Genomic DNA, 18,785 nt, shown 5'->3' with positions numbered 1-18,785 from the left:
TCACGTCCACCAGTACAGCAGCTCCGACCCCGCCCTGGAGGCACCTCCCGTGAACGAAACCCCCAACCGGGCCACGTCGTCGCCGTTGGCGGACGTGGCCGCCAACCCCGAGGCCACCGCCCGCTACCTCGCCGACATCCAGAGGGTCCTGCTGGACATCGGCAAGAACGTGGAAACCCTGGCCATCGAGACCCGCGTGCACCTGCGCAGGAACCACATCGAGGGCGACCGCTGGTACCACGCCAAGCTGCGGGCGATGCCCGTCGAGCGGGCCCTCAAGGACGTTCTCCACCACCTCAACAGCCTCACCGAAGGCCTCGAAAAGAGCGCCTACAAAAGGCACGCGCACGACGAGACGGTCGTGAATACCCTGCGCGCCCGGAAGGAAAAGGAACTCGAAAAGGCGCGGAAGAAGAACCCGCAGCCGATTCAGGCCGCGCCGCCCACCCCGAATTCCGGGGAACAGCGGGGTGACAACGGCTCCGGCACCCGCTACAGTGAACCCACGTCGATTTACGACCTGCGCAACAGGAACTCGGCGTGAACCGCCCCCTCACCAGCACAGAACGCTCCGCCGCACGGCGCCAGCAGTGGCTGAAGGAAGAGGCGGATAAAGCCCGCGAATCTCGCGGCGAACTCGGCCAGATGGAATTCTGGCTCCGCCTGGCACGGTCCGGGATCTCGAAAAGCGCAAAAGCCGGTCGCACCGACGTCCACGTCGGCTTCGCGCTCGTATGCCGCCTGTTCATCACGGCGCTGGACGAGCGGGCCGCCGGGCGCGAACGGCTCTGGACCGACCTCCTCACCTACGCCGAGCGGGTCGTGGAGAAGAACCCCCCGCGTCACTGAACGTAACCAGCGAAGGCCCCGCCGGCTCCCGGCGGGGCCTTCGCCTCGCGTAAAGCGTGCACACGTGCACCCGTGCACGCGTGCACACAAGACCCCACGCTCTGTCAACCCCCTGGAAGGAGGCGCGCCGTGTCCGACGACGACGACGGCGGGACTCTGGTCCGCGGCCCCTGGGCCGACGATCCCTCATACGTCCCCCCGCCGATGCCGGACTACAGCGACACCGTCCCCGCCCCCGAGGACATTCCCGCCGCTCCCCCGGAAACGCCGGAGGAGACCACTATGGAACTCCCCGCCATTCCGGCCGCCCCCGACCCGGCCGCAGCATTGCGGTCGGAAGGGATTGCGCCGCCGGAAATAGAAGAAGAGAGCGGCGAATACGAAGAGGGCGAATATGTGCAGCGCCGCTCTCTCGCCGACCGTCTCGGTGACTGGCTGGAACTCCGCTTGATGGTGGCGCGTGACCGGCATGCCGGTGAAGCGCCTTTCCGTGAGGCGGAAATCGCACGCAAAGCCGCATTGGTCGGGGCCCGTACCGCTCAGGAAACCGCGATGATGGAGCAGAACGCGAAACTCCACGCCGCACTGGCGAAAGCGAAGGGCGACAGAGCGGCAGCGCGCAGCAAGGCCGACGCTGCGCGGTCCTCCGGCTCCGGCCTGGGCGCTGACAAGGGCGACCGCTCGAAGGCCGGCGGCGGTTCCGGCCGGGGCGGAGGCCGGGGCTCGGGCACGAACGGTTCCGGCAGCGTGGGGCGCGGGCCGGGGGGCGGTAACTCGCCCGGGAAGGGCCCTGACCGCCCCGCTGGTGGCGGGAAGGGTGCCGCGAAGGGCAATGAGTCGTCCGGCGGCCCGAAAGGCCGTCAGAACGGCTCTGGCGGGCCCTGGTCGGGCAAGGCCGGTACGGACAAGGGAAATTCGGGCAGCAGGAGCGGCTCGGGCAGTTCCGGGACCGGTAACGGCGGCTCGAAGGGCGGCGGCGGCAAGTCGAAGGACGCGCCGGCCGCCAGCCCCCGGGCGGAGCGGGTCCGTGGTCGCCAGGAGCGCGTTGCCGCCCGTCAGGCGGCACGCGACCAGCGGCGCGGCGCCGACCAGGCCGCGAAGCTCGCCGACCGGACCAAGGACCGCGACCAAGACCGCGCCGCCGTCCAGGCGGCCCGCGAGGAACGCCGCAAGGCGAAAGCCGAGCGGAAGGCCGCAGGGCAGGCGAAGCGGGAGGCGGCGGCAGAGGCGAAGCGGGAGGCGGCCAAGGCGGCTACCGACGACCGCGTAACCCTCGGGGCCGCCGTCAAGGAGGAGGCGCAGCGGCGCTGGGAGCTCCGCCGCGCGGCGGAGAAGGACAAGGCCGAGAAGGACAAGGCCGAGAAGGACAAGGCCGAGAAGGACGGCGAGTCCAAGGACGGCACCGGTGACAAGGACACCGAGGCCACCACCGAGAAGACGGCCAAGGATGAGCCTGAGAAGCCCTCAGAACCGTCGAAGGACGGCTCCGCCGCCAAGGAGCCGGGCGACGGCACGAAAGGCGACGAGACGACACCTGACGCCTCCGCAGCCACGACGCCGGACGACGGCACCGGGACGGACACCGACCCCAAGGCCAAGGACGCCAAGACCAAAGGCGCCGAGGGCGCGGAGCCCGAGCCCGAGCCCAAGCCCAAGGCCAACGCCGAGGACGCGGAGCCCGACGCTACATCCAGGGAGGGGAAGGAGGAGCCGGCCGACCCGTCCAGCGCCACGTCCGGTGGCGGGCCGGAGGACGACGATCTGAAGGACGACCCGGACGATGACCGCAGCTTCTCCGAGCGGCTCCGGGATCGGCTGAGGACCGACCGTGGCGACCGGGACGGCGGGGCAGACTCGCGGCCCGGGCCGGGGTTCGACAGCGCCGGGGCGGAGGACCCGTTCGTCAGTCCCGGCCCCGGCTTTTTCAGCACCGGGTCCGGGACCGGAGAGGGGGATCCGTTCTTCAGCGTGCACGGCGAACCCCTCCCGCCGGAGTGGCCCGACCATCCCGCCCGGCCGCCGCGCCCCGCCCCGGCCAAAGAGGAGGACATCGTCGACGCGGTCGTCGTCGACGACCCGGCTGGCGTGCACGTCAGCAGTCCGCCGGGCCTGCCCCGGGCCCCGGAGCCCCACACCCAGCGTCCCGGCACCAGCCGTCCCACCGCACAGGAGGACCCCGTGGCATCCCAGGTCAGCAAGCCTTCCTCGGGCCAGGTCGGCATGGCGGCCCGGCACCGTACCGACGTCACCTTCGGCGAGTACCTGACGGAGATCGTGAACATCGCGATCGCCGCCGGGCTCGACGCGGAGCGGGCCGAGGAGCTGGCCGTCGCGCTCGGCAAGGTCGCCGACGCGCTGCGGGACATGGCGGCCGACCTGGTCGGCGACCACAACATCGACACCCGGGTCGTCGACCAGATCACCGACCTCGCCGACGCCGCGGCCCGGATGAAGCAGGTCGCCGAGCGGTGCGCCACCGAGTGCGGAATCGCCTCGGAGGCCGCCCTGCTCGCCGCCTTTGCCGTCGGGCGCACGTACAGCGCCGACATGCAGGCCATGGAGGAGGTGGGCCTGGCCCACGCCTCGTCCGCCGCCCACCACGACTAGAACCAGAAAGGGAGAACCCCGCCGATGAGCGACCTCGTACCCCACACCGGTGGCGGTGCCGCCGCCCGCACGGACGGCGACAACCGCTACAAGGCCGTCCAGCAGAAACTCAAGACGCTGGGCGCGGCCATGGACACGGCCGACACCGAACTCGGGACGCTGCTGCGCCGCATGAAGGCGAACGCCCAGCGCACCGAGGATCTGGCCGTCGCCATCGCCAACGCCGAACTCGACAAGAAGTTCGTGGAGATGACCAACCAGGTGTCCGTCGCCCTGGGCGGCGCCGCCATCGAGGTCCGCAAGCTCCACGAGACGGCCCAGGAGGTCTCCGGCCTCGCCCACGACACCCGCCGCACCCACGCCCGCCTGTACGAGGGCCTGGACACCCTCCGCTCCAACCGCAAGGAGCGCACCCCCAAGCCGGGCTTCTTCGCCCACTGACCCGCACCCCACCCGAGCCCCCGAGGGGCGGCCCGCCACGTACCGGCGGGCCGCCCCTCGCCGCATCCCCGAAGGAGCACCCCGTGTCCGTGCCGCGCAGCGTCGCCCTGGAGCGCACCCTCTACACCCTGACCGCCCCCGTGCTCGCCGCGGCCCCGAACCTGCTCGCCGACAGTCCCGTCAACACGGTCGTGCAGCTGGCGGGCGCGGCCGGTGTCGGCGGCTGGGTCCTGGCCGCCAAGAGCGACGACACCGGCGCCGGCCGCCGGATCCTGCGCTGGTCGCCGCTCGTCCTCGCGGCCGCCATCGACATCACCGCACGGCACACCATCGGCTGGGGCCCCTGGTGCCTGGACGGCATCCTCGCCGCCTCCTGGGCGGCAGCCGGCTGGGCGGTGATGCCCTTCTCCCGGCACACCCGCCGCCATCACCGCCCCGCCCTCGCCGCCCCCGTCCCCGCACCGCAGCCGCGCCCCGCTCCCGCTCCGGAGCCGTCCCGCGCGCAGCCGGACGACGGCGCCGACGCCTTCACCCGCCAGGTCCGCCGGCTGTGGGAGAACCGCGGCATGCCCGGCCGCACCATCGTCGTCAAGGCCACCCCGGAGCCGGGCATGCCCCACGACCTGTCCCTGCTGCTGCGCGCCGCCGAGCCGGGACGGCCGATCTCCGGTCTCACCGAGGAAGCGGTCGCCGCCGCGTTCGGCATCGAGACCACCGACGTACGGATCCAGGACGTGGTGCGCCAGTACGGGCGCGAAGGCGGACCCGGCTGGAAGGAAGTCCACGTCACCCCCGACGCGAACGAGCGCCGCCGCAAGGCCCCCACCACCCACGAGTGGTGGGCCGACCGGATCGCCGGCGGGCCCGTGCCCGGCTCAAAGTTCGTCAAGAAGGTCCGCGACGGCGAGCGGAAGGTCACCCACTACATCGCCCAGGTCCCCGACGAGATGGGCGAACCGCGCGTCAACCTCCACGCCCTGGCCGCCGTGCTGAAGACCAAGTACGACGAGGGCCGCCTGTTCGTCACCCTCGACGGCAGCCAGGTCCTCGTCTCCCTCTGGGACTCCAGCCCGCTGGCGCAGGTCTTCCCCGCCACCCGGGAGCTCCTCACCCCGGACGAGAACGGGCGGTGGGTGACCGGCTACCTCGGCAACGGGCAGCCCGCCCGCAACCGGGTCTTCACCGACCGGGGCGCGGCGCACGGCCTGTTCGTCGCCCCGTCCGGCGGCGGCAAGACCCAGCTCATGGCTCTCCACGTCGCCGCCGACGCCCTGTTCGGCGCGGTGGTCTGGCTCGCGGCCGAAGCCCCGGACGAGAAGGCCGCCAAGCTCGGCGAGTACGCCGACCGCTACGGCGTCGGCGCGCTCTACATGATCCGGCTCCTGCGCACCCTGGAAGCGCTGATGGAGATCCGCGGCGAGATGGTGTGGGCCGACGGCCGGGTCTACGACTGGGACCCCAAGTCGCCGGGCTGCCCCTACCGGATGCTGTCCGCCTACTTGGACGAGTTCCTCAGTGCGGCCCGCCACGGCGACTACGGCGCGGAGATCATGGACCTCGCCGAGAAGGTGTCGGTCAAGGGCCGCAAGTACGGCGTCGGCATCAAGGTCGCCGGACAGAGCATTTTCGTCCAGGACGGTTTCACGCAGCTGCTGTGCGAGAACCTCCGCGAGAACTGCATCCCCGTCGTGCTGAAGGTCGCGCCCGGCAAGGTGGGACGGATGTTCAAGGACCTGGGGATCCCGTCCGAGAACGTCCCCGACCCCCTCCCCCGCAGCTTCTCGCCGGAGGAGGCGGGCCGGATCGACCGGGTGATGCGCGGCGAGCCCGAACCCCCGGCGGACTCCAACACCGGCGGCGCCGGCTGGATCGTCGAAGCCAAGCAGCCCGAGGTCCTGCGCACCCTGTTCATGAACTTCAAGGACGGCCTGGACGACTTCTTCCCCGACGTCGTCGCGACCCTCACCGACCACGAGATCCGCGAACTCGAGGCACGCGACCTGTGGTTCGACTGGACCCTGCCGCCCCGCCCCGGCGAGTTCGGTGACCTCGACGAGGACGAGAACGGGGACGGGGAGGCGCCCAAGAAGGGCGGCGGCAAGCGGCCCAGCGGCGCGAAGCCCACGGCACGCCGCGACACGGTCACCACGACCCGCCAGGCACTGGAGGCACTCAAGAACCTCACCGGCGTCTGACCCACCCGCACACCCCGCAGGGCCCGGCCAACCGGCCGGGCCCTGCCCGCACCCGGAAGGACGCACCCCCACCGGCCGTGCTCACCCCCGACGATCCAGGAACCCCGATGCCACCCACCCCCGCCCGCACCCGGAACGCCCTGGTCGCCCCCACCCCTCCCAAGCCCCTGTCCCTCGATGAGCGCCTCGCCCTCATCAACACGGAGATGACCCTGCGCCTGGACGAGGCTGCCGTCGCCCACGAGGTCAACACCGCCCACATCTCCACCGAGCACGTGAACCTGGCCGACACCGTCACCGTCCCGCTCACCCCGACGCTCCAACCGCCGCCCACCCCGTACCCGACCCCCGTCGCCGCCCTCCTCCAGCGCGCCCACCACCGGCTTCTCACCGGCGGCTGGTGCGCTGGCGCCTATCAGGACGAGGACGGGGCCCTGTGCCTGTTCGGTGCGATCCGCGTCGAGTCCCGCCGCGACCTCGGCCTGGAGATGAACGCCGTCGCCGTCGTGATGGACGCGATCCGCCGTCAGTTCGGCGACCGCTACGACTCCGTGCCCTCGTTCAACGACTCCTTCAAGGGCACCGACGGCCGCGTCCCGGTCCGCACCCTCGGCCAGGCCGCCGACCTCGCCGACACCCGCGGCCTGTGACCCGCTCCCCCGGACTACCCGCCCCGCACCCGAACCCCGGAACACCCGGGCGCTCGGGTGCGGGACAGGCCGCCCGGCCGCGTACCACCCGTCCTCACCCGAACTGAACCAGGGAGCCACCACCCATGCCCTTCGACGACAAGCCCCTCAACGGCCAGCCCAAGCCGCACTTCTCCGACCAGACCAGCCAGCGGTCGGCCGCCGACCCGGACGACTCGCCCAGTACCGCGCTACTCGCCCGGCTGGGCAGGGCGTGGCAGGAGGCGTGGGACGACGGCGGTGTTCTCTACCAGCGGTGGGAAGACCTGCGCCAGGCCCCGGAACTCGGGTGGCACGCCATGGCGACCTGGCTGAAGGCCGCGATCGGCCTGGCCGGGATCTGCGCGGTCCTCATCCTGATGGACACCGCGGCCGACGTCCTGGTCGACGCGCTCCACCGCCTACTCACCGCTATGCCCCGGGTCGAGGTGGGCGCCGACACGTCCACCGGCGTCTTCGCCGTGGTCGACCAGCCGGTCCGCTCTTACATCGCCACCCGCTCCGCGACGCTGCCGATCACCGCCTCCACCGTCTACACCCTCTGGCAGGTGGTCGGCCTCTTCGGCCTGGTCGGCGGGTTCTTCCGCAGCAGCGGCGCCCGCCTCACCTGGACCGCCTGGGGCGCCGTCAGCATCGCGATGGTCCACAGCGCGACGCCCGCCGACGGCCGCACCATCGCCACCGGCCTCGCCGTCCTCGCCTGGGCCGCCGCCTCCACCCTCGCGCTACGCGGCCTGACCCTGCGCACCGCGCTGTTCGTCCACACCGAGGCCCCGACCATCGACATCCGCCCCGAGATCCACGTCCCCACCCCGCCGGCCCCCGGCGTCCCGGACAACGTGCACCCGCTCCAGAAGCGCTGACCTCGCTGACCCGTCGTCCTGCCTGGCTCTCGCCCACCCCGTACGCGGGCGAGAGCCGTACAGGCCGCCCGGCCACCCGTCCCACCCCGGCGCCCCGCCGACCACCCCGGTCGGCGGGGCGCAGCACTGCCCCCTCACCCGCCCGAACACGAAGGAGCCCACCGTGGCTTTCAGCGACCTCTTCACCCGCAGGCCCGCCGCACCCGTCCCACAGGCCCAAGAGCCCGTCCCCGCGGTGCGGCCGGAGATCGTGACCGGCGAGACGTGGAAGCCCGAGGGCATCACCGTCGTCCAGCGGTACGACACCCAGGCCCACGCGGTCGTACTCGTCTACACCGCGTCCCAGCGGTACAGGTACGCCGTCGCCTGCCTGGGCTGCCATTACGCCAAGGCCCCCAGCACGGCGAGAGACTGGATGGATCTCTTCGACGCCGCCGAGGCCGCCAACACTCACGCGGGCACCTGCCGGGCCCTGCCCCGCGACCTCCCTGCCCGACCCGACGACGACACCGTCCACAACCTGCTGCACAAGCGGGTGCGTGTGCGCCAGAACAGGGTCGAGGAGCAGGAGTTCCGGATTGACGCGCTGGACCGGGACCGGCTCACGATCCAGCGGACCACCCCCTGGATCGAGGTCGCGCTGCGGAAGCTGGCCGACGCGCACCCCGACCTGCTGCTCGTCAGGACCACCAGCCACGAGGGCTCCCCCCGCTTCTTCGTACGGCCGTACACCCCGGCCAGCTGACAGGGAGCCACTCCCCCCAGCCCGCGAACACACCCCCCCCGCACCACGCCCTCGCGCCCCGTCGACGCCCGTCGCCGGGGCGCGCCGCTGCCCGCTTCACGGAGGTCCCGTGTCCGTCCGACGCACCCTCAAGCAGGCCTTGGCCGCTCTCACCTCTCCCCGCTGGTCCTACGCCCGCACCGACCCCGAGCTGCTCGACGTACTGCTCGCCGAGCAGGCCGCGGCCGCCAACCGCGAGGCCGCCGACCATGCGGCGCAGGCCGCCGCCTGGAACGTCGACGAGCTGCACGTGCAGCCCGGCCTCCTGGAGGCCCGCCGCGACGTCCTGGCCGACGTCCACTACCTGGAGGGCCTGCTGATCGGCGCCCGCCAGCAGGGCCTGGACCCCGAGCTCATCGAGCGCCTGGAGGACGCGGTCGACACCGGCCACCAGCTGACCGTGCTCCTCGCCGACGCCGCCCGCGCCACCCTCACCGCCCGCACGGCGGGTCACTGAACGCCCGGGGCGGCCGCCGGCCCACAGGCCCGGCCGCCCCGGAGCCCCACCCAGCCCAGCACCGGGCCGCGTGCAAGGCCCACACCGCATCGCGCTCTCTGGAGGTCCTCCGTGCTCTCGCCCCGCCCCCGCCGCCGGACCGGCCGGCCCCGCCCGCAGCGCCCCGGCCCCCGCCACCCCTACCGCCCCCACCCGCTGCCCGGAACCTGGAGCCGGTGATGCGCACCCGGCGTAAACGCCACCGCGAGGCGGTGCGGGTACCGCGCAGCGACGCCCTCCTGCCCGAGTTCGACCGGGGCGCCGTTCCCGAGGGCCTTGTCACCCGGCGTGCTCTGCGGGAGATGGGACTGAGCCCCGGCGACAACACCGGGCCGGTCGCGATCCTGCGGTGCCGACTGTGCGCGACCCGCCCGAACTGGTCCTGCCGCCACCCCACCCGCGGCTACCTGCTCCGCATCGACCTGGCGACCCCGAAGAGGACACCGACGCTCGCTCAGGAATGGGCACTGGACCGGGCCATGGCCGCCAGGTCCACCTGCCCGGATTGCCAGCGCCGGTACGTCTACTGCCTTCCGCTGCGCACCCAGGGCCGCTGCGACCCCTGCGACAAGGGCTACGAACCCAGCCCCGGCACGTACTTCACGACTGCGGCTCCGGTGACTCACCGGCTCGCCGCCTGATCACTCCGGAAAGGAATTTCGATGACCGAGACGCTCGATCGCACGGCCACGTCGCCGTACGCCCGACTGCTGGACATCGCCGCACAGCTCGGCCCTGCCGCCCGCCGTGAGGAGGAACGGGACGCCGCCGCCACGGAGGCCGACAACCACGTCTACAGCCACTACCAGGACACCCTGGGCAGCGTGCTGGAGGCCTGCGACTGGACCGGCCACCACGCGCTTCCGCAGCAGGACATCACGCCGAGCGCCATCACGTCTCTGGGCAACGGCATCTGGCTGCACCACACCGCCACCAGTGCCGACCCCGAGCAGCACGTGCTCACCCTGCTCGTGCCGTGCGCCTGCGGGCGCGGCTACACCGGCTGTGAACTCGCCGACGAACCCGACCTCCTGCAGATCCTCGACGAGCTGAGCACCTCCGGCGGCCTCATGCCCCACGAAAGCGACGCGGGCGGAAACGACTGCGACAGCACCCCCGCCGCGCACCGGTCCTGGAGGGCGGGCCGGTGACCGCACGCGCTGCCCTGCTGCTCGCCGCCGCCGTCCCGCTCACCGCGGCGACGGCGGCCGCCGTCGCGCTGAAGGCCGGCCACTGGAAGGTGTCCGCCGACCGCCACCACATCCGTGTCACCGCCCGCCCCCGGCCCCACTGCCCGCGCTGCCACGGCGACGGCGGCTGGTGGACCGGCGGCCCCTTCCCGGAGATGGAGGCATGCGACTGCTGGTCGGACCGGCCGGAGCTGCGCGTCCGGCTCCTGCCCGTCCCGACCTGGACGGATCAACCGCCCTTCTGACGTCCTGCGGGCGGGCCGCCGCGTGCGGCCCGCCCGGCTGCTCACCGCCCACGCCGGGCCAGCGCCTCATCCGGCCTGGCCGGCACCCTCACCCGCAAGGAGATCTCGTATGCCCGAACCCACGCCCGGGACCGTCGTGCCGACGCTGGATGGCGACCACTACATCTCCGAGCAGCGAGCCCGGATCGCCGCCCTTCAGGCCCGCCCCGACCGGATCACGCAGGAAGACGCGCGCTGGCTTCTTGACCGGCTCGCGCGCGCGGACTGGCACATGGAGGAGCTGCGGGACCGCATCGACAACGCGGGAAGCATGATGCTCACGAGTTATGTGTCCAGCGCCATCGGCTACACCCGCTGGTCCCGGGGAACCCCGCGAGGGCCGGTGATCGCTAACGCCTGCTCTCCGGGCCCGCCGCCCGAGCGCGACGACGGGACTACGCCGCCGATCACCTCACCGAGGCACTGACCGGCACGGACGGCGAGCAGTGAGCGCCCCATCTGCGTGACGGCATTGAGATGGCCCACTGACCTCGCCAAACACATCCAGCGCAACCAGATCCTGCGTCAGACCAAGCGCTACCGCTCCACCGACCAGCCCACCAGCGACTGACCTTCCGGGGCGTCCCGGCCGAACGCTGGGACGCCCCCGCGGGCCCTGCCTCCAGGCGGCCCGCCTCATCCGCAAGGAGAGACCGTATGACCGCACCGACCTACCCGCAGGTGCCCGAGCACAGCCTCGTGGTCCTCATCGGGGCCTCCGGCGCCGGGAAGTCCACGATCGCGCGCACGTGGCCCGCCTCGCAGGTCCTGTCCCTGGACGCGCTGCGCGAGACCGTCAGCGACGACGCCGGCGACCAGGACGCGACCGGTGACGCCGTCGCCGCTCTGCACCTGCTCCTCGAAGCGCGGATGCGCCGACGGCTGTTCACCGTGGTGGACGCGACCAACGTGTCCAGGGCGACGAGGGAGCCGCTCGTCGCCGCCGCGAAACGGCACGGGATGCCCGCCATCGCGGTCATGGTCGCCACCCCGGCGACGGTGTGCACGGACCGTCAGCGGCCGCGCCCCGCCAACCGGACGGTGCCGGACGACACGGTCCGCCAGCAGCATACGGCGATGGTCCGCTCCCACCCGACGCTCCTGGCCGAAGGCTTCAACGAGGTGGTCTTCGCCGACAGCCTTCACCGGCTGCTGCCGTACCTGGAGCACCTGAGCGGGACGCGGCAGGCCGACCTCGGCCTGGACGGCGGCGACGGCCTCGGCGATCTCAACCTCGTACGCAGGATCTTCGGCGCGGAGATCCTGCCGCTGTGGCAGTGGAAGCCCGGCTCCGACATCGCCGACGGCGACCGCGTCGCGGAGATCCGCCTCGGCCAGCAGTACCTCACCCTCGCCCTGCGCACCGACGTGGACGGCGCGGGCGACGTCGGGTTCGACGTTCGGGTGCCGTGCCCGCACGACGACGAGTGCACCGGCACCGCGTGGGTGCCCGCCTACAGCGTCACCTGCCTGTACCGGGCGCTCAACGGCGAACTCGACGGCGACGAGGACATCGCCTGCACCGTCCACGGCCCCGCCTACGACGACCAGGACGACGACCCCGACGGACGCGCCGACCTGGAGGAGCAGGCCGCGGCCGCGATCCGCGACTGAGACGAACCACCGACAACCCGCCCCCGCCTGTCCCCGGGTCACCGGCCCCACCAGCGCCGGTGACCCGCCCGTTCCTCTTCCCGTCCGGCTCAATCTGACAAGGAGGCCCACTGTGGCCGTCCAGACCAAGACCGACACCTTCGGTGCGCTGAGCGACTGCTTCGCCACCGACCTTGCCGCTCTCCTCGGCGAGCAACCGCCCAGGAGCCTCGCCCCGAACGCCTTCATCGATCTGGTCGAACGGGTCAGCGGTGTCCTCGGCGGATCCGGTGTCAGCAGCTGGCGGGATGCCAGCGCCGAGCTGGACATCGCGGTCACCCACCTCACCGACGCGCTGACCAGCCCGGACGGTGACCAGGCGTCGCTGCTGGCCTGGGCGCGCACCCATCTGCGTGACGGCATCGAGATGGCCCGCTGACCCCGCTGGCCTGCCTAGTTGAGCGCATTCTGTGCCGCCCCGATCCCGCACCCGCCGGGGTCGGGGCGGCCGCAGTGGCCCCTCAACCCGCCAGACACGAGGGGACCGGCCTCACCGCCCGCTGCCGCACCGGCCCCGGCCGGCACACCTTCACGGAGGACCGTATGACGCGCACGCCCAAGGATGTCTCCTGGTACATGGCCACCCCGGCCGACGGCATCATCGAGCGCAGCCGCCAGGCCGGCACACCGGTCAGCCTCGCCGACCACGTCGGCCAGGTCATCGACCACCCCCGCCCCGGCCGCCCCTGGTTCGACGAGTCCGAGTTCAGCTACTTCCGCATGGTCAAGCGGGTGGGCGAGGCGCTGGAGGACACCGGTATCCGGTCCGCCGTCTGGCCGGTGCGGCTGTGGATCGTGGAGCCGGTCGGCGACACCGGGAACTGGAGCCCGCACCACTACCCCTACCGTCTGCTCGCCCACCAGATCCGCGTCGTGGAGGAGACCGACGCCTGGCCCGCCCTCGGTGTCCGCGGGCGTGAGGTCCTGGACGTCGTCCAGCAGCAGATCCCGCAGCGGGCCATCGAGTGGGCCGCCAGCTGGGACGCCGACCCCGAGGGCATGCGCGAGCGGCGCCGGACCTGGCACCTGTGCGGCAGCCGCAGCACCGGCAGCGGGGTCAGGGCACAGTCGACGGCGATCGCGATCTCTCGCGCCCGCCGTGAGTCCGCCGCCCAGCAGTGGGCCGAGCACCTTGCCCAGGACACCGCCGAACACGCCCTGGAGGGCACCGGCGCCAGCCGGGACGCCGTCTACTACGCCTGTGCCCGCGCCGCCGGCCTGGCCACCGCCGCCCAGCACGAGGCCCGGCTCGACGCGTACGTGCTGGACGCGCTGCGCGGGACCGGGCTGGACTCCCCGGCCCCGGTGGTGGCAGCAGCCTGACCGGCACCAGAAAACGCATCCCTGAAAGATGCCATCCGCTTGAAATGCATCCTCGAAGGATGCATTATCGAGGTGTAGGGGCCGACCGGTCCCCACACACTCCGCACCCAGGAGCTGCTTTGACCACCTCTCAGACCTTCACCGCCCTCGCCCCCGGCGCACTCTTCACCGACGTCATCAGCCACGTCGGAACGGTCAACGTCACCGTCGACCCGACGCTGACGCACACGGTCATCACGGTGAGCACCAGCGACATCGAGGGCCCCCTCGCCGACGCGGTGCGCGCCACCACGATGAAGGAGAGGCCCTACAAGCACCTCAAGTGCCTCACCGTCAGCGTCCCGAAGACCGAGGGCAGCACGATGACGACGGGCACCGCCGTCTCCGGCTTCCGCAACGGCACCATCACCGTCGACGTGCGCCTGCCCAGCGACATGTCCTCGCTCCGCCTGGAGACCACCAGCGCCGACCTCACCGCCCGCGGCGACCTCCAGCTCCTGGAGGTCAACTCGCTCTCCGGCGACATCGAAGCCCGCGGTGTGCACACCCTGCGGGTCAACACCGCCAGCGGCTACGTCCGGGTGGACCGGGTCGACGCCCGCGTCGACATCAACTCCGTGTCCGGCGACATCGAGATCGGCGCGTACAACGGCACCGAGGGCCGCGCCAACACCGTCTCCGGCGACATCCACGTCTCCGCGACCCCGGCCGCCTACGGCGTGCTCCACGCGAACACGGTCTCCGGCGACATCACCACGCGCGGCACCAGCCACCTGACCGAGCGCGTGAGCACCCTCGTCGGCACGCACCGCAGCCGGTGACTGCGCCCCGGGGCGGCCGCTTCCGGCTACCAACCTCACCGGCCGCCCCGGGCCTCCCAACCCGCTCCAAAGAAACGGGGGGCAGCCACATCGTCCCCCAGACCTCAATGGAGCTCACCATGCCCCCCCGACCCGACGAGCAGTCCCGCACCCAGCTACGGGACCTGGTCGCCCAGGCCAAACAGCGCCGCGACGCCGCGCACGAGCGCGCCGAGACCGAGTTCTGGACGACCATCGACGCCCTGCAGGCCAGCTACCACGGAGCCCAGCAGGACATCGCCGACACCCTGGACATCCAGCGCAACCAGATCCTGCGCCAGACCAAGCGCTACCGGACGGACTGAACCGGCGGCCGTCCCGGCCCAGCCCACCGGGCCGGGACGGCCCCACTCCAGACCCCACCGCGAACAACGGCGCACCACCCCCTCCCCCGCTCCCGCGAAGACCAGAAAGGAGACGAGCTCGCGTGACCCCCCGTACCGCCCGACGCGCATCCGTACGACGCGGCACCCGCACCAACCCCGTGACCACCACACCCGACACCGTGCCGACCGGGTGCTTCTGGTTCACCGACCCCGACGGTGTGCTCTGCTTGGCACCCGCCTGCATGGCCCGCATTCAGGACCCCGACGCCGAGTGCCTCTGCGACACCCTCACCGCCCACTACCGCCGCGCCCGCCAACAGCTCCGCGACCTCATCCGCCGCGACCGCTACGCCCGCACCTGGTGGAACGCCCTGCACGCCGTCGTCGACGAGCACCCCGACCGGGCGGCTCTTCTCGGCGCCGCCCGCGACCGCGCCCACCGCTCCCGCTGAGTATCTGGACGTTTCCCCGTCCGTTCCCGCTCCCGCGCTCCGGCCCGGGATCGGGGGCGGGCGGGGAGCCGGAACAGCCGGCTCATACGGAGGGAGTTTCCATGACCGACGAAGAGGCCCAGCGCCTGGCGGAGTTGCAGCGGGCGGCGGAGGAGCAGCTCGAAGCCGAGCGCCGCCTGACCCAGTCGATGGCCGACGCGGCCCAGCGCGACGGCGGCTGCTGACCGTCTCTCAGCGTCGTGGTGGCGGGCCACCGAGCCCGCCACCACGACGCACCCGCTCAGCCGCACCACCCTGAACACAAAAGCGTCCGGGCCTGCCGCTCAAATCGGCAGGCCCGGACTTTCCCGCCCATGCCAGAGATGAGAAGGAAGCCACCAGTATGCCCGCCGCCACCGCCTTACCGCCCCGGGTCCTGCACATCACCGCGCTCGCGGTCCCGCTCGCCGGATGGACCCTCCACACCGCCGTCCTGCACCACCGCCTCACCCAGGCCCACCGTGACCCGCTCACCGGATGCTGGCGCCGCGAGGCCTTCACCACCCGCGCCCAGCGCCTTCTCGACCGCCACCCCGGCGACGTCGTCCTGGTCCTCGCGGACGCCGACAGGTTCAAACAGCTGAACGACACGCACGGGCATGCCGCCGGCGACACCGCGCTCGCCGCGATCGGCCGCCGCCTCACCGAATGGGCCGGACCCCGAGGCGTCGCAGGCAGGCTCGGCGGCGACGAGTTCGCCGCCATCACCCGCATCGAACCCCGCCACCAGGCGCTGCGCCTCGACCACCTCGCCCAGCTGATGCAGCGTGCCGTCCCGTACGCGGACGGCACCTTGCCGCTGGCCGTGTCCCTCGGCGCCGCCACCCCGCATGCCGTCGGCCACCGCGACCTGCCGACCCTGATGCGCGCCGCCGACGCGGCGATGTACCAGGGCAAGCACACCGGCACCGTCACCTTGGCGACCGCCGGCCACGCCGCAGTGCCGTCCGTGAACGGCCGCCGCCTCGGCCGCCCGGGCACCGCCTTACCGGGACGTGCCGCATGACCACCACCGCCGTACCGGCCGGTGACTGGATCCGCGGCATCACCATCCGACAGCCGTGGACGACCGCGATCCTCACCGGCGAGAAGACGGTGGAGAACCGGCCCCGACCGTGGCGCACCGGCTGGGTGCTCCTGCACGCGGCCCAGCAGATCGAGCGGCCCGCGCTGCGTTTGCCGCAGGTCGCCCGTACGGTCCGCGACCGGGAGCTGGTGACCGGCGCCGTGGTCGGCGTCGCCCGGATCAACGACTGCCACCAGGACCCCGACGGCGCCCCGCCCTGCACCCCGTGGGCACACCCCGGCTCCTGGCACCTGGTGCTCGACGACGTCCAGGCGCTCGCCCGGCCGATCCCCGCACGCGGACAGCTCGGCCCCTGGCGGCCGCACCCGGACCTCCTCGCCGTGGTCCTGGAGCAGCTGCCCGGCCTGAGCCCGTGAGCACCCGCCGCACCAGGAAGCTGTTGTGGGAGCCGGGCTACGTCCCGGCCCCCGGCGGCCTTCTCGACTGGCGCGACAGCCGCCACTACGACCACCGCCCCGACCGCCTCTGCACCCTGTGCGGACACCCCACCTCCCTGCGCTCCCACTCCGGAGAGCCGACCCATAAAACCTGCGCCGAGACCTGGCTCACCGCTAACCCCGAAGAGGCGCGCCGCACCGGCCGGTACGCCTCCGACGCCCAGCCCAAGGGCCGACGCGACGACGACCACGCCTGAGCCGACGGGACCAGCCCGCCGGCCACATCGAAAGGTGAACATGACCGAGAACACCGAGACCATCCGCTACACCGCCGACGTGGTCACCCTGACCCCCGACGGCCGTGTCCTGCTGATCGAGCGTCGCTGGCCGCCCTTCCAGGGCGCCTTTGCTCTCCCGGGCGGCCACTGGGACCCGGGCGAGTCGAACCGCGACGCCGCCGTCCGCGAGCTCGCCGAAGAGACCGGCGTCCACGTCTCTCCGGCCGAGCTGCTCGAACTGGGGACCTGGGACCAGCCCGGCCGCGACCCCCGCGGCCGGTACAGCACCACCGCCTACCTTGCCGTCGTTCCCGCCGACACCGAGATCACCGCCGGAGACGACGCCGCCACCGCCCGCTGGTGGCCCCTGCACAACCTCCCGCCCCTCGCGTTCGACCACGCTTCCATCCTCAAGGCCGCCACCAACTCTGGCGCCTGAGACACCACCACGGCACCGGAGCACCGCGCCCGGCCTACCCCGGCCAGGCGCGGTGCTCCGCCGCTTCACACCCGTACACCCCCAGACCTCACCCGCATCTGAAAGCAGGCGTCATGGGCTTCTTCACCCGCAAGATCGACCGTGTCAGCACGGAGGAGGACCGCTACCGCGCCGCGCAAGCGGCGGCAGTCACACAGGCAGCGGCGGACCAGCAGAGCGCGTACGAGACGGCCAGCGGGGAGGCGACCGCGCGTGCGCAGGACCGCCGAGAGGCGAAGACGGCGAAGCGGGCCCGGATTAAGACGGTCGGCCACATCAAGAAGGTCGGCCGTGGGCGCTACGTCACCACCGGGTGGGAGATCGACGTCCCCGACGGCAGCGGACGCGGACGCGTGACGGAATCCGAGGTAACCCACACCGGCACTCTCGGAGGCTTCACCGTTGCCGAACTGTGCCGCATCGCGCACGGCCCCCGCTGCCGTCGCTGCTGAGCACCCGGCACCCGGCCCTCGGAACCAGCTTGACCGGGTGCGACGCTCCGCCGCTCTGCACCCCCCCTGCCAGTGACCACACCAGACAGACGCATCTGAACAGGAGAGCCATGACCGCCGCGTTGATCACCCCCGACCGCTTCCCCACCAGCCCGCTCGCCCTGCGCACCGCCGACCCCGACAAGCAGGCGGAGATCCGAGCCTTCGCCGACCGGCAGGCCGAGGCCGCCACCACCGCCCGCGACCGGCTCTCCGACCTGTGGGCCGCCGCCGCGACCAGCGCTGACCGGATTGCCGCGCTCCGCACCGTCCACACCGACCTGGTGACCTGGCGCTACACCCTGGCCGTGCAGGCGGGCGGTCGCCTCGGTCAGGGCATCCCTCACGACGCGGAGCGCTTCCGTACGCCGATCCGCCCCGGACACCACAACTACGACCGCATCGGCCGCGTCGGCCGGCTCCGCGACGGCGCGAAGTGGGACCCCGGCTCCCGCACCTACGCCGGAGGACTCCCCACCCCGGCCTACGAGGCGATGCTCCGCTACGGCCGCCTCGCCCAAGAGCGCTTCGAAGTCGAGGACGTCGACGGGGACATCCTCAAGACCTGGGTGCGCCTGCCGGACGGACAACACGTCCCCGGTAACCGCATCATCCGCGGCCGCACCGCCCGTCGCATCGCCCGCGAGCTGACCGCCCGCGTTGCCGCCCGGGGCATCGACGCCACCCGCATGGAGACCGGCGGCAACCCCATCTACACCGCCACCCCCGAACCCCGCGACAGCGCGACGCTGCGCGCTGCGGCCCTCGCCCTGCTGGCCGACCCCGGCCTGACCGTCGCGACGTACCTGACGGCCCGCTACCTCCTGTTCCAGGGCGCTGAGATGAAGAAGGGGAGCGACGCCGTGACGAGGACTTTCGTCGTCACGGTCGGCTCGCTCGTCTTCGGCAACGAGGCACCCGCTCTCCTCGGTGACATCGACCTCCGCTGCTACGTCCTCAACCAGACCGCCGCCACCACCCCGGCAACCTGACACCCGCCCTGCCGCCGAGGGTGCACGCTTT

26 protein-coding genes are annotated in these 18,785 nt (G+C 72.5%); all 26 read left to right on the top strand.

Going from position 1 to position 18,785, the window contains the following annotated elements; genetic code table 11:
• The first annotated feature begins 49 nt into the window (after positions 1-49).
• The 26 genes from ACWCWD_RS29170 to ACWCWD_RS29045 all read left to right on the top strand — a co-directional run bounded on the left by ACWCWD_RS29170 (position 50) and on the right by ACWCWD_RS29045 (position 18,754).
• Positions 50-544, top strand: a complete 495-nt coding sequence (locus tag ACWCWD_RS29170; protein WP_450777297.1) for a hypothetical protein — start codon at positions 50-52, stop codon at positions 542-544.
• Entirely contained in the window at positions 541-849 is a 309-nt protein-coding gene (locus ACWCWD_RS29165) for a hypothetical protein (RefSeq protein ID WP_450777295.1), read from the top strand. Before ACWCWD_RS29170 ends, ACWCWD_RS29165 begins: the two co-directional genes overlap by 4 nt.
• A gap of 129 nt (positions 850-978) precedes the next feature.
• A complete protein-coding gene (locus ACWCWD_RS29160) occupies positions 979-3,456 on the top strand; it encodes an ATP/GTP-binding protein (RefSeq protein WP_450777293.1) in 2,478 nt (825 codons plus the stop codon).
• Positions 3,457-3,480: 24 nt separating this feature from the next.
• Entirely contained in the window at positions 3,481-3,897 is a 417-nt protein-coding gene (locus tag ACWCWD_RS29155; RefSeq protein ID WP_450777291.1) for a conjugal transfer protein TraB, read from the top strand.
• Positions 3,898-3,980: 83 nt separating this feature from the next.
• Complete coding sequence (locus ACWCWD_RS29150) at positions 3,981-6,092, top strand: chromosome segregation protein ParM (RefSeq protein WP_450777289.1); 2,112 nt, start codon at positions 3,981-3,983, stop codon at positions 6,090-6,092.
• A 107-nt stretch (positions 6,093-6,199) separates the two neighbouring features.
• A complete protein-coding gene (locus tag ACWCWD_RS29145) occupies positions 6,200-6,742 on the top strand; it encodes a DUF6197 family protein (RefSeq protein WP_450777288.1) in 543 nt (180 codons plus the stop codon).
• 125 nt (positions 6,743-6,867) lie between these two features.
• A complete protein-coding gene (locus ACWCWD_RS29140) occupies positions 6,868-7,644 on the top strand; it encodes a hypothetical protein (RefSeq protein WP_450777286.1) in 777 nt (258 codons plus the stop codon).
• A 163-nt stretch (positions 7,645-7,807) separates the two neighbouring features.
• Positions 7,808-8,389 carry a hypothetical protein gene (locus ACWCWD_RS29135; RefSeq protein WP_450777284.1) on the top strand — a complete coding sequence of 194 codons (582 nt, stop codon included), beginning with the start codon at positions 7,808-7,810 and terminating at the stop codon, positions 8,387-8,389.
• A 109-nt stretch (positions 8,390-8,498) separates the two neighbouring features.
• Positions 8,499-8,885 (top strand): hypothetical protein, encoded by a 387-nt coding sequence (locus ACWCWD_RS29130; RefSeq protein WP_450777282.1) that lies wholly within the window; start codon positions 8,499-8,501, stop codon positions 8,883-8,885.
• Positions 8,886-9,103: 218 nt separating this feature from the next.
• Entirely contained in the window at positions 9,104-9,565 is a 462-nt protein-coding gene (locus ACWCWD_RS29125) for an RRQRL motif-containing zinc-binding protein (RefSeq protein WP_450777280.1), read from the top strand.
• Between the two features lie 21 nt (positions 9,566-9,586).
• Positions 9,587-10,075, top strand: a complete 489-nt coding sequence (locus ACWCWD_RS29120) for a hypothetical protein (protein ID WP_450777278.1) — start codon at positions 9,587-9,589, stop codon at positions 10,073-10,075.
• The gene (locus ACWCWD_RS29115) at positions 10,072-10,359 is read left to right on the top strand and encodes a hypothetical protein (protein WP_450777276.1); all 288 of its coding nucleotides are present in this window, start codon (positions 10,072-10,074) and stop codon (positions 10,357-10,359) included. Before ACWCWD_RS29120 ends, ACWCWD_RS29115 begins: the two co-directional genes overlap by 4 nt.
• Before the next feature lie 109 nt (positions 10,360-10,468).
• A complete protein-coding gene (locus tag ACWCWD_RS29110; RefSeq protein ID WP_450777274.1) occupies positions 10,469-10,825 on the top strand; it encodes a hypothetical protein in 357 nt (118 codons plus the stop codon).
• A gap of 230 nt (positions 10,826-11,055) precedes the next feature.
• Positions 11,056-12,012, top strand: a complete 957-nt coding sequence (locus tag ACWCWD_RS29105) for an AAA family ATPase (protein WP_450777272.1) — start codon at positions 11,056-11,058, stop codon at positions 12,010-12,012.
• Between the two features lie 112 nt (positions 12,013-12,124).
• Positions 12,125-12,430, top strand: a complete 306-nt coding sequence (locus ACWCWD_RS29100) for a hypothetical protein (protein ID WP_450777270.1) — start codon at positions 12,125-12,127, stop codon at positions 12,428-12,430.
• Positions 12,431-12,594: 164 nt separating this feature from the next.
• Entirely contained in the window at positions 12,595-13,374 is a 780-nt protein-coding gene (locus ACWCWD_RS29095) for a hypothetical protein (RefSeq protein ID WP_450777268.1), read from the top strand.
• A 119-nt stretch (positions 13,375-13,493) separates the two neighbouring features.
• Complete coding sequence (locus ACWCWD_RS29090; RefSeq protein ID WP_450777266.1) at positions 13,494-14,195, top strand: DUF4097 family beta strand repeat-containing protein; 702 nt, start codon at positions 13,494-13,496, stop codon at positions 14,193-14,195.
• Between the two features lie 119 nt (positions 14,196-14,314).
• The gene (locus ACWCWD_RS29085; protein WP_450777264.1) at positions 14,315-14,539 is read left to right on the top strand and encodes a hypothetical protein; all 225 of its coding nucleotides are present in this window, start codon (positions 14,315-14,317) and stop codon (positions 14,537-14,539) included.
• A gap of 122 nt (positions 14,540-14,661) precedes the next feature.
• Entirely contained in the window at positions 14,662-15,012 is a 351-nt protein-coding gene (locus tag ACWCWD_RS29080) for a hypothetical protein (protein WP_450777262.1), read from the top strand.
• Positions 15,013-15,113: 101 nt separating this feature from the next.
• A complete protein-coding gene (locus ACWCWD_RS29075; RefSeq protein ID WP_450777260.1) occupies positions 15,114-15,236 on the top strand; it encodes a hypothetical protein in 123 nt (40 codons plus the stop codon).
• A 158-nt stretch (positions 15,237-15,394) separates the two neighbouring features.
• Entirely contained in the window at positions 15,395-16,057 is a 663-nt protein-coding gene (locus ACWCWD_RS29070; RefSeq protein WP_450777258.1) for a GGDEF domain-containing protein, read from the top strand.
• Positions 16,054-16,494 (top strand): hypothetical protein, encoded by a 441-nt coding sequence (locus ACWCWD_RS29065; RefSeq protein WP_450777256.1) that lies wholly within the window; start codon positions 16,054-16,056, stop codon positions 16,492-16,494. Before ACWCWD_RS29070 ends, ACWCWD_RS29065 begins: the two co-directional genes overlap by 4 nt.
• Positions 16,491-16,772, top strand: a complete 282-nt coding sequence (locus tag ACWCWD_RS29060) for a hypothetical protein (RefSeq protein WP_390965841.1) — start codon at positions 16,491-16,493, stop codon at positions 16,770-16,772. The genes ACWCWD_RS29065 and ACWCWD_RS29060 overlap by 4 nt, the downstream gene beginning before the upstream one ends.
• A gap of 40 nt (positions 16,773-16,812) precedes the next feature.
• Positions 16,813-17,232 (top strand): NUDIX domain-containing protein, encoded by a 420-nt coding sequence (locus tag ACWCWD_RS29055; protein WP_450777254.1) that lies wholly within the window; start codon positions 16,813-16,815, stop codon positions 17,230-17,232.
• Between the two features lie 113 nt (positions 17,233-17,345).
• Positions 17,346-17,723 (top strand): hypothetical protein, encoded by a 378-nt coding sequence (locus ACWCWD_RS29050; protein ID WP_450777252.1) that lies wholly within the window; start codon positions 17,346-17,348, stop codon positions 17,721-17,723.
• Between the two features lie 110 nt (positions 17,724-17,833).
• A complete protein-coding gene (locus tag ACWCWD_RS29045; protein WP_450777250.1) occupies positions 17,834-18,754 on the top strand; it encodes a hypothetical protein in 921 nt (306 codons plus the stop codon).
• Positions 18,755-18,785: the final 31 nt, after the last annotated feature.

Source organism: Streptomyces sp. NPDC001493 (assembly GCF_053597235.1).
Note: the sequence above shows the minus strand (reverse complement) of the source record. Positions and strands in the feature narration are given on the sequence as shown.

Excerpts from the sequence above, each read along its gene's own strand:
- ACWCWD_RS29085 (WP_450777264.1), top strand. The coding sequence starts at position 14,315 with ATGCCCCCCCGACCCGACGAGCAGTCCCGCACCCAGCTACGGGACCTG.
- ACWCWD_RS29050 (WP_450777252.1), top strand. The coding sequence starts at position 17,346 with ATGGGCTTCTTCACCCGCAAGATCGACCGTGTCAGCACGGAGGAGGAC.
- ACWCWD_RS29110 (WP_450777274.1), top strand. The coding sequence starts at position 10,469 with ATGCCCGAACCCACGCCCGGGACCGTCGTGCCGACGCTGGATGGCGAC.
- ACWCWD_RS29155 (WP_450777291.1), top strand. The coding sequence starts at position 3,481 with ATGAGCGACCTCGTACCCCACACCGGTGGCGGTGCCGCCGCCCGCACG.
- ACWCWD_RS29095 (WP_450777268.1), top strand. The coding sequence starts at position 12,595 with ATGACGCGCACGCCCAAGGATGTCTCCTGGTACATGGCCACCCCGGCC.
- ACWCWD_RS29105 (WP_450777272.1), top strand. The coding sequence starts at position 11,056 with ATGACCGCACCGACCTACCCGCAGGTGCCCGAGCACAGCCTCGTGGTC.
- ACWCWD_RS29075 (WP_450777260.1), top strand. The coding sequence starts at position 15,114 with ATGACCGACGAAGAGGCCCAGCGCCTGGCGGAGTTGCAGCGGGCGGCG.
- ACWCWD_RS29045 (WP_450777250.1), top strand. The coding sequence starts at position 17,834 with ATGACCGCCGCGTTGATCACCCCCGACCGCTTCCCCACCAGCCCGCTC.
- ACWCWD_RS29065 (WP_450777256.1), top strand. The coding sequence starts at position 16,054 with ATGACCACCACCGCCGTACCGGCCGGTGACTGGATCCGCGGCATCACC.
- ACWCWD_RS29055 (WP_450777254.1), top strand. The coding sequence starts at position 16,813 with ATGACCGAGAACACCGAGACCATCCGCTACACCGCCGACGTGGTCACC.
- ACWCWD_RS29070 (WP_450777258.1), top strand. The coding sequence starts at position 15,395 with ATGCCCGCCGCCACCGCCTTACCGCCCCGGGTCCTGCACATCACCGCG.
- ACWCWD_RS29145 (WP_450777288.1), top strand. The coding sequence starts at position 6,200 with ATGCCACCCACCCCCGCCCGCACCCGGAACGCCCTGGTCGCCCCCACC.
- ACWCWD_RS29125 (WP_450777280.1), top strand. The coding sequence starts at position 9,104 with ATGCGCACCCGGCGTAAACGCCACCGCGAGGCGGTGCGGGTACCGCGC.
- ACWCWD_RS29140 (WP_450777286.1), top strand. The coding sequence starts at position 6,868 with ATGCCCTTCGACGACAAGCCCCTCAACGGCCAGCCCAAGCCGCACTTC.
- ACWCWD_RS29120 (WP_450777278.1), top strand. The coding sequence starts at position 9,587 with ATGACCGAGACGCTCGATCGCACGGCCACGTCGCCGTACGCCCGACTG.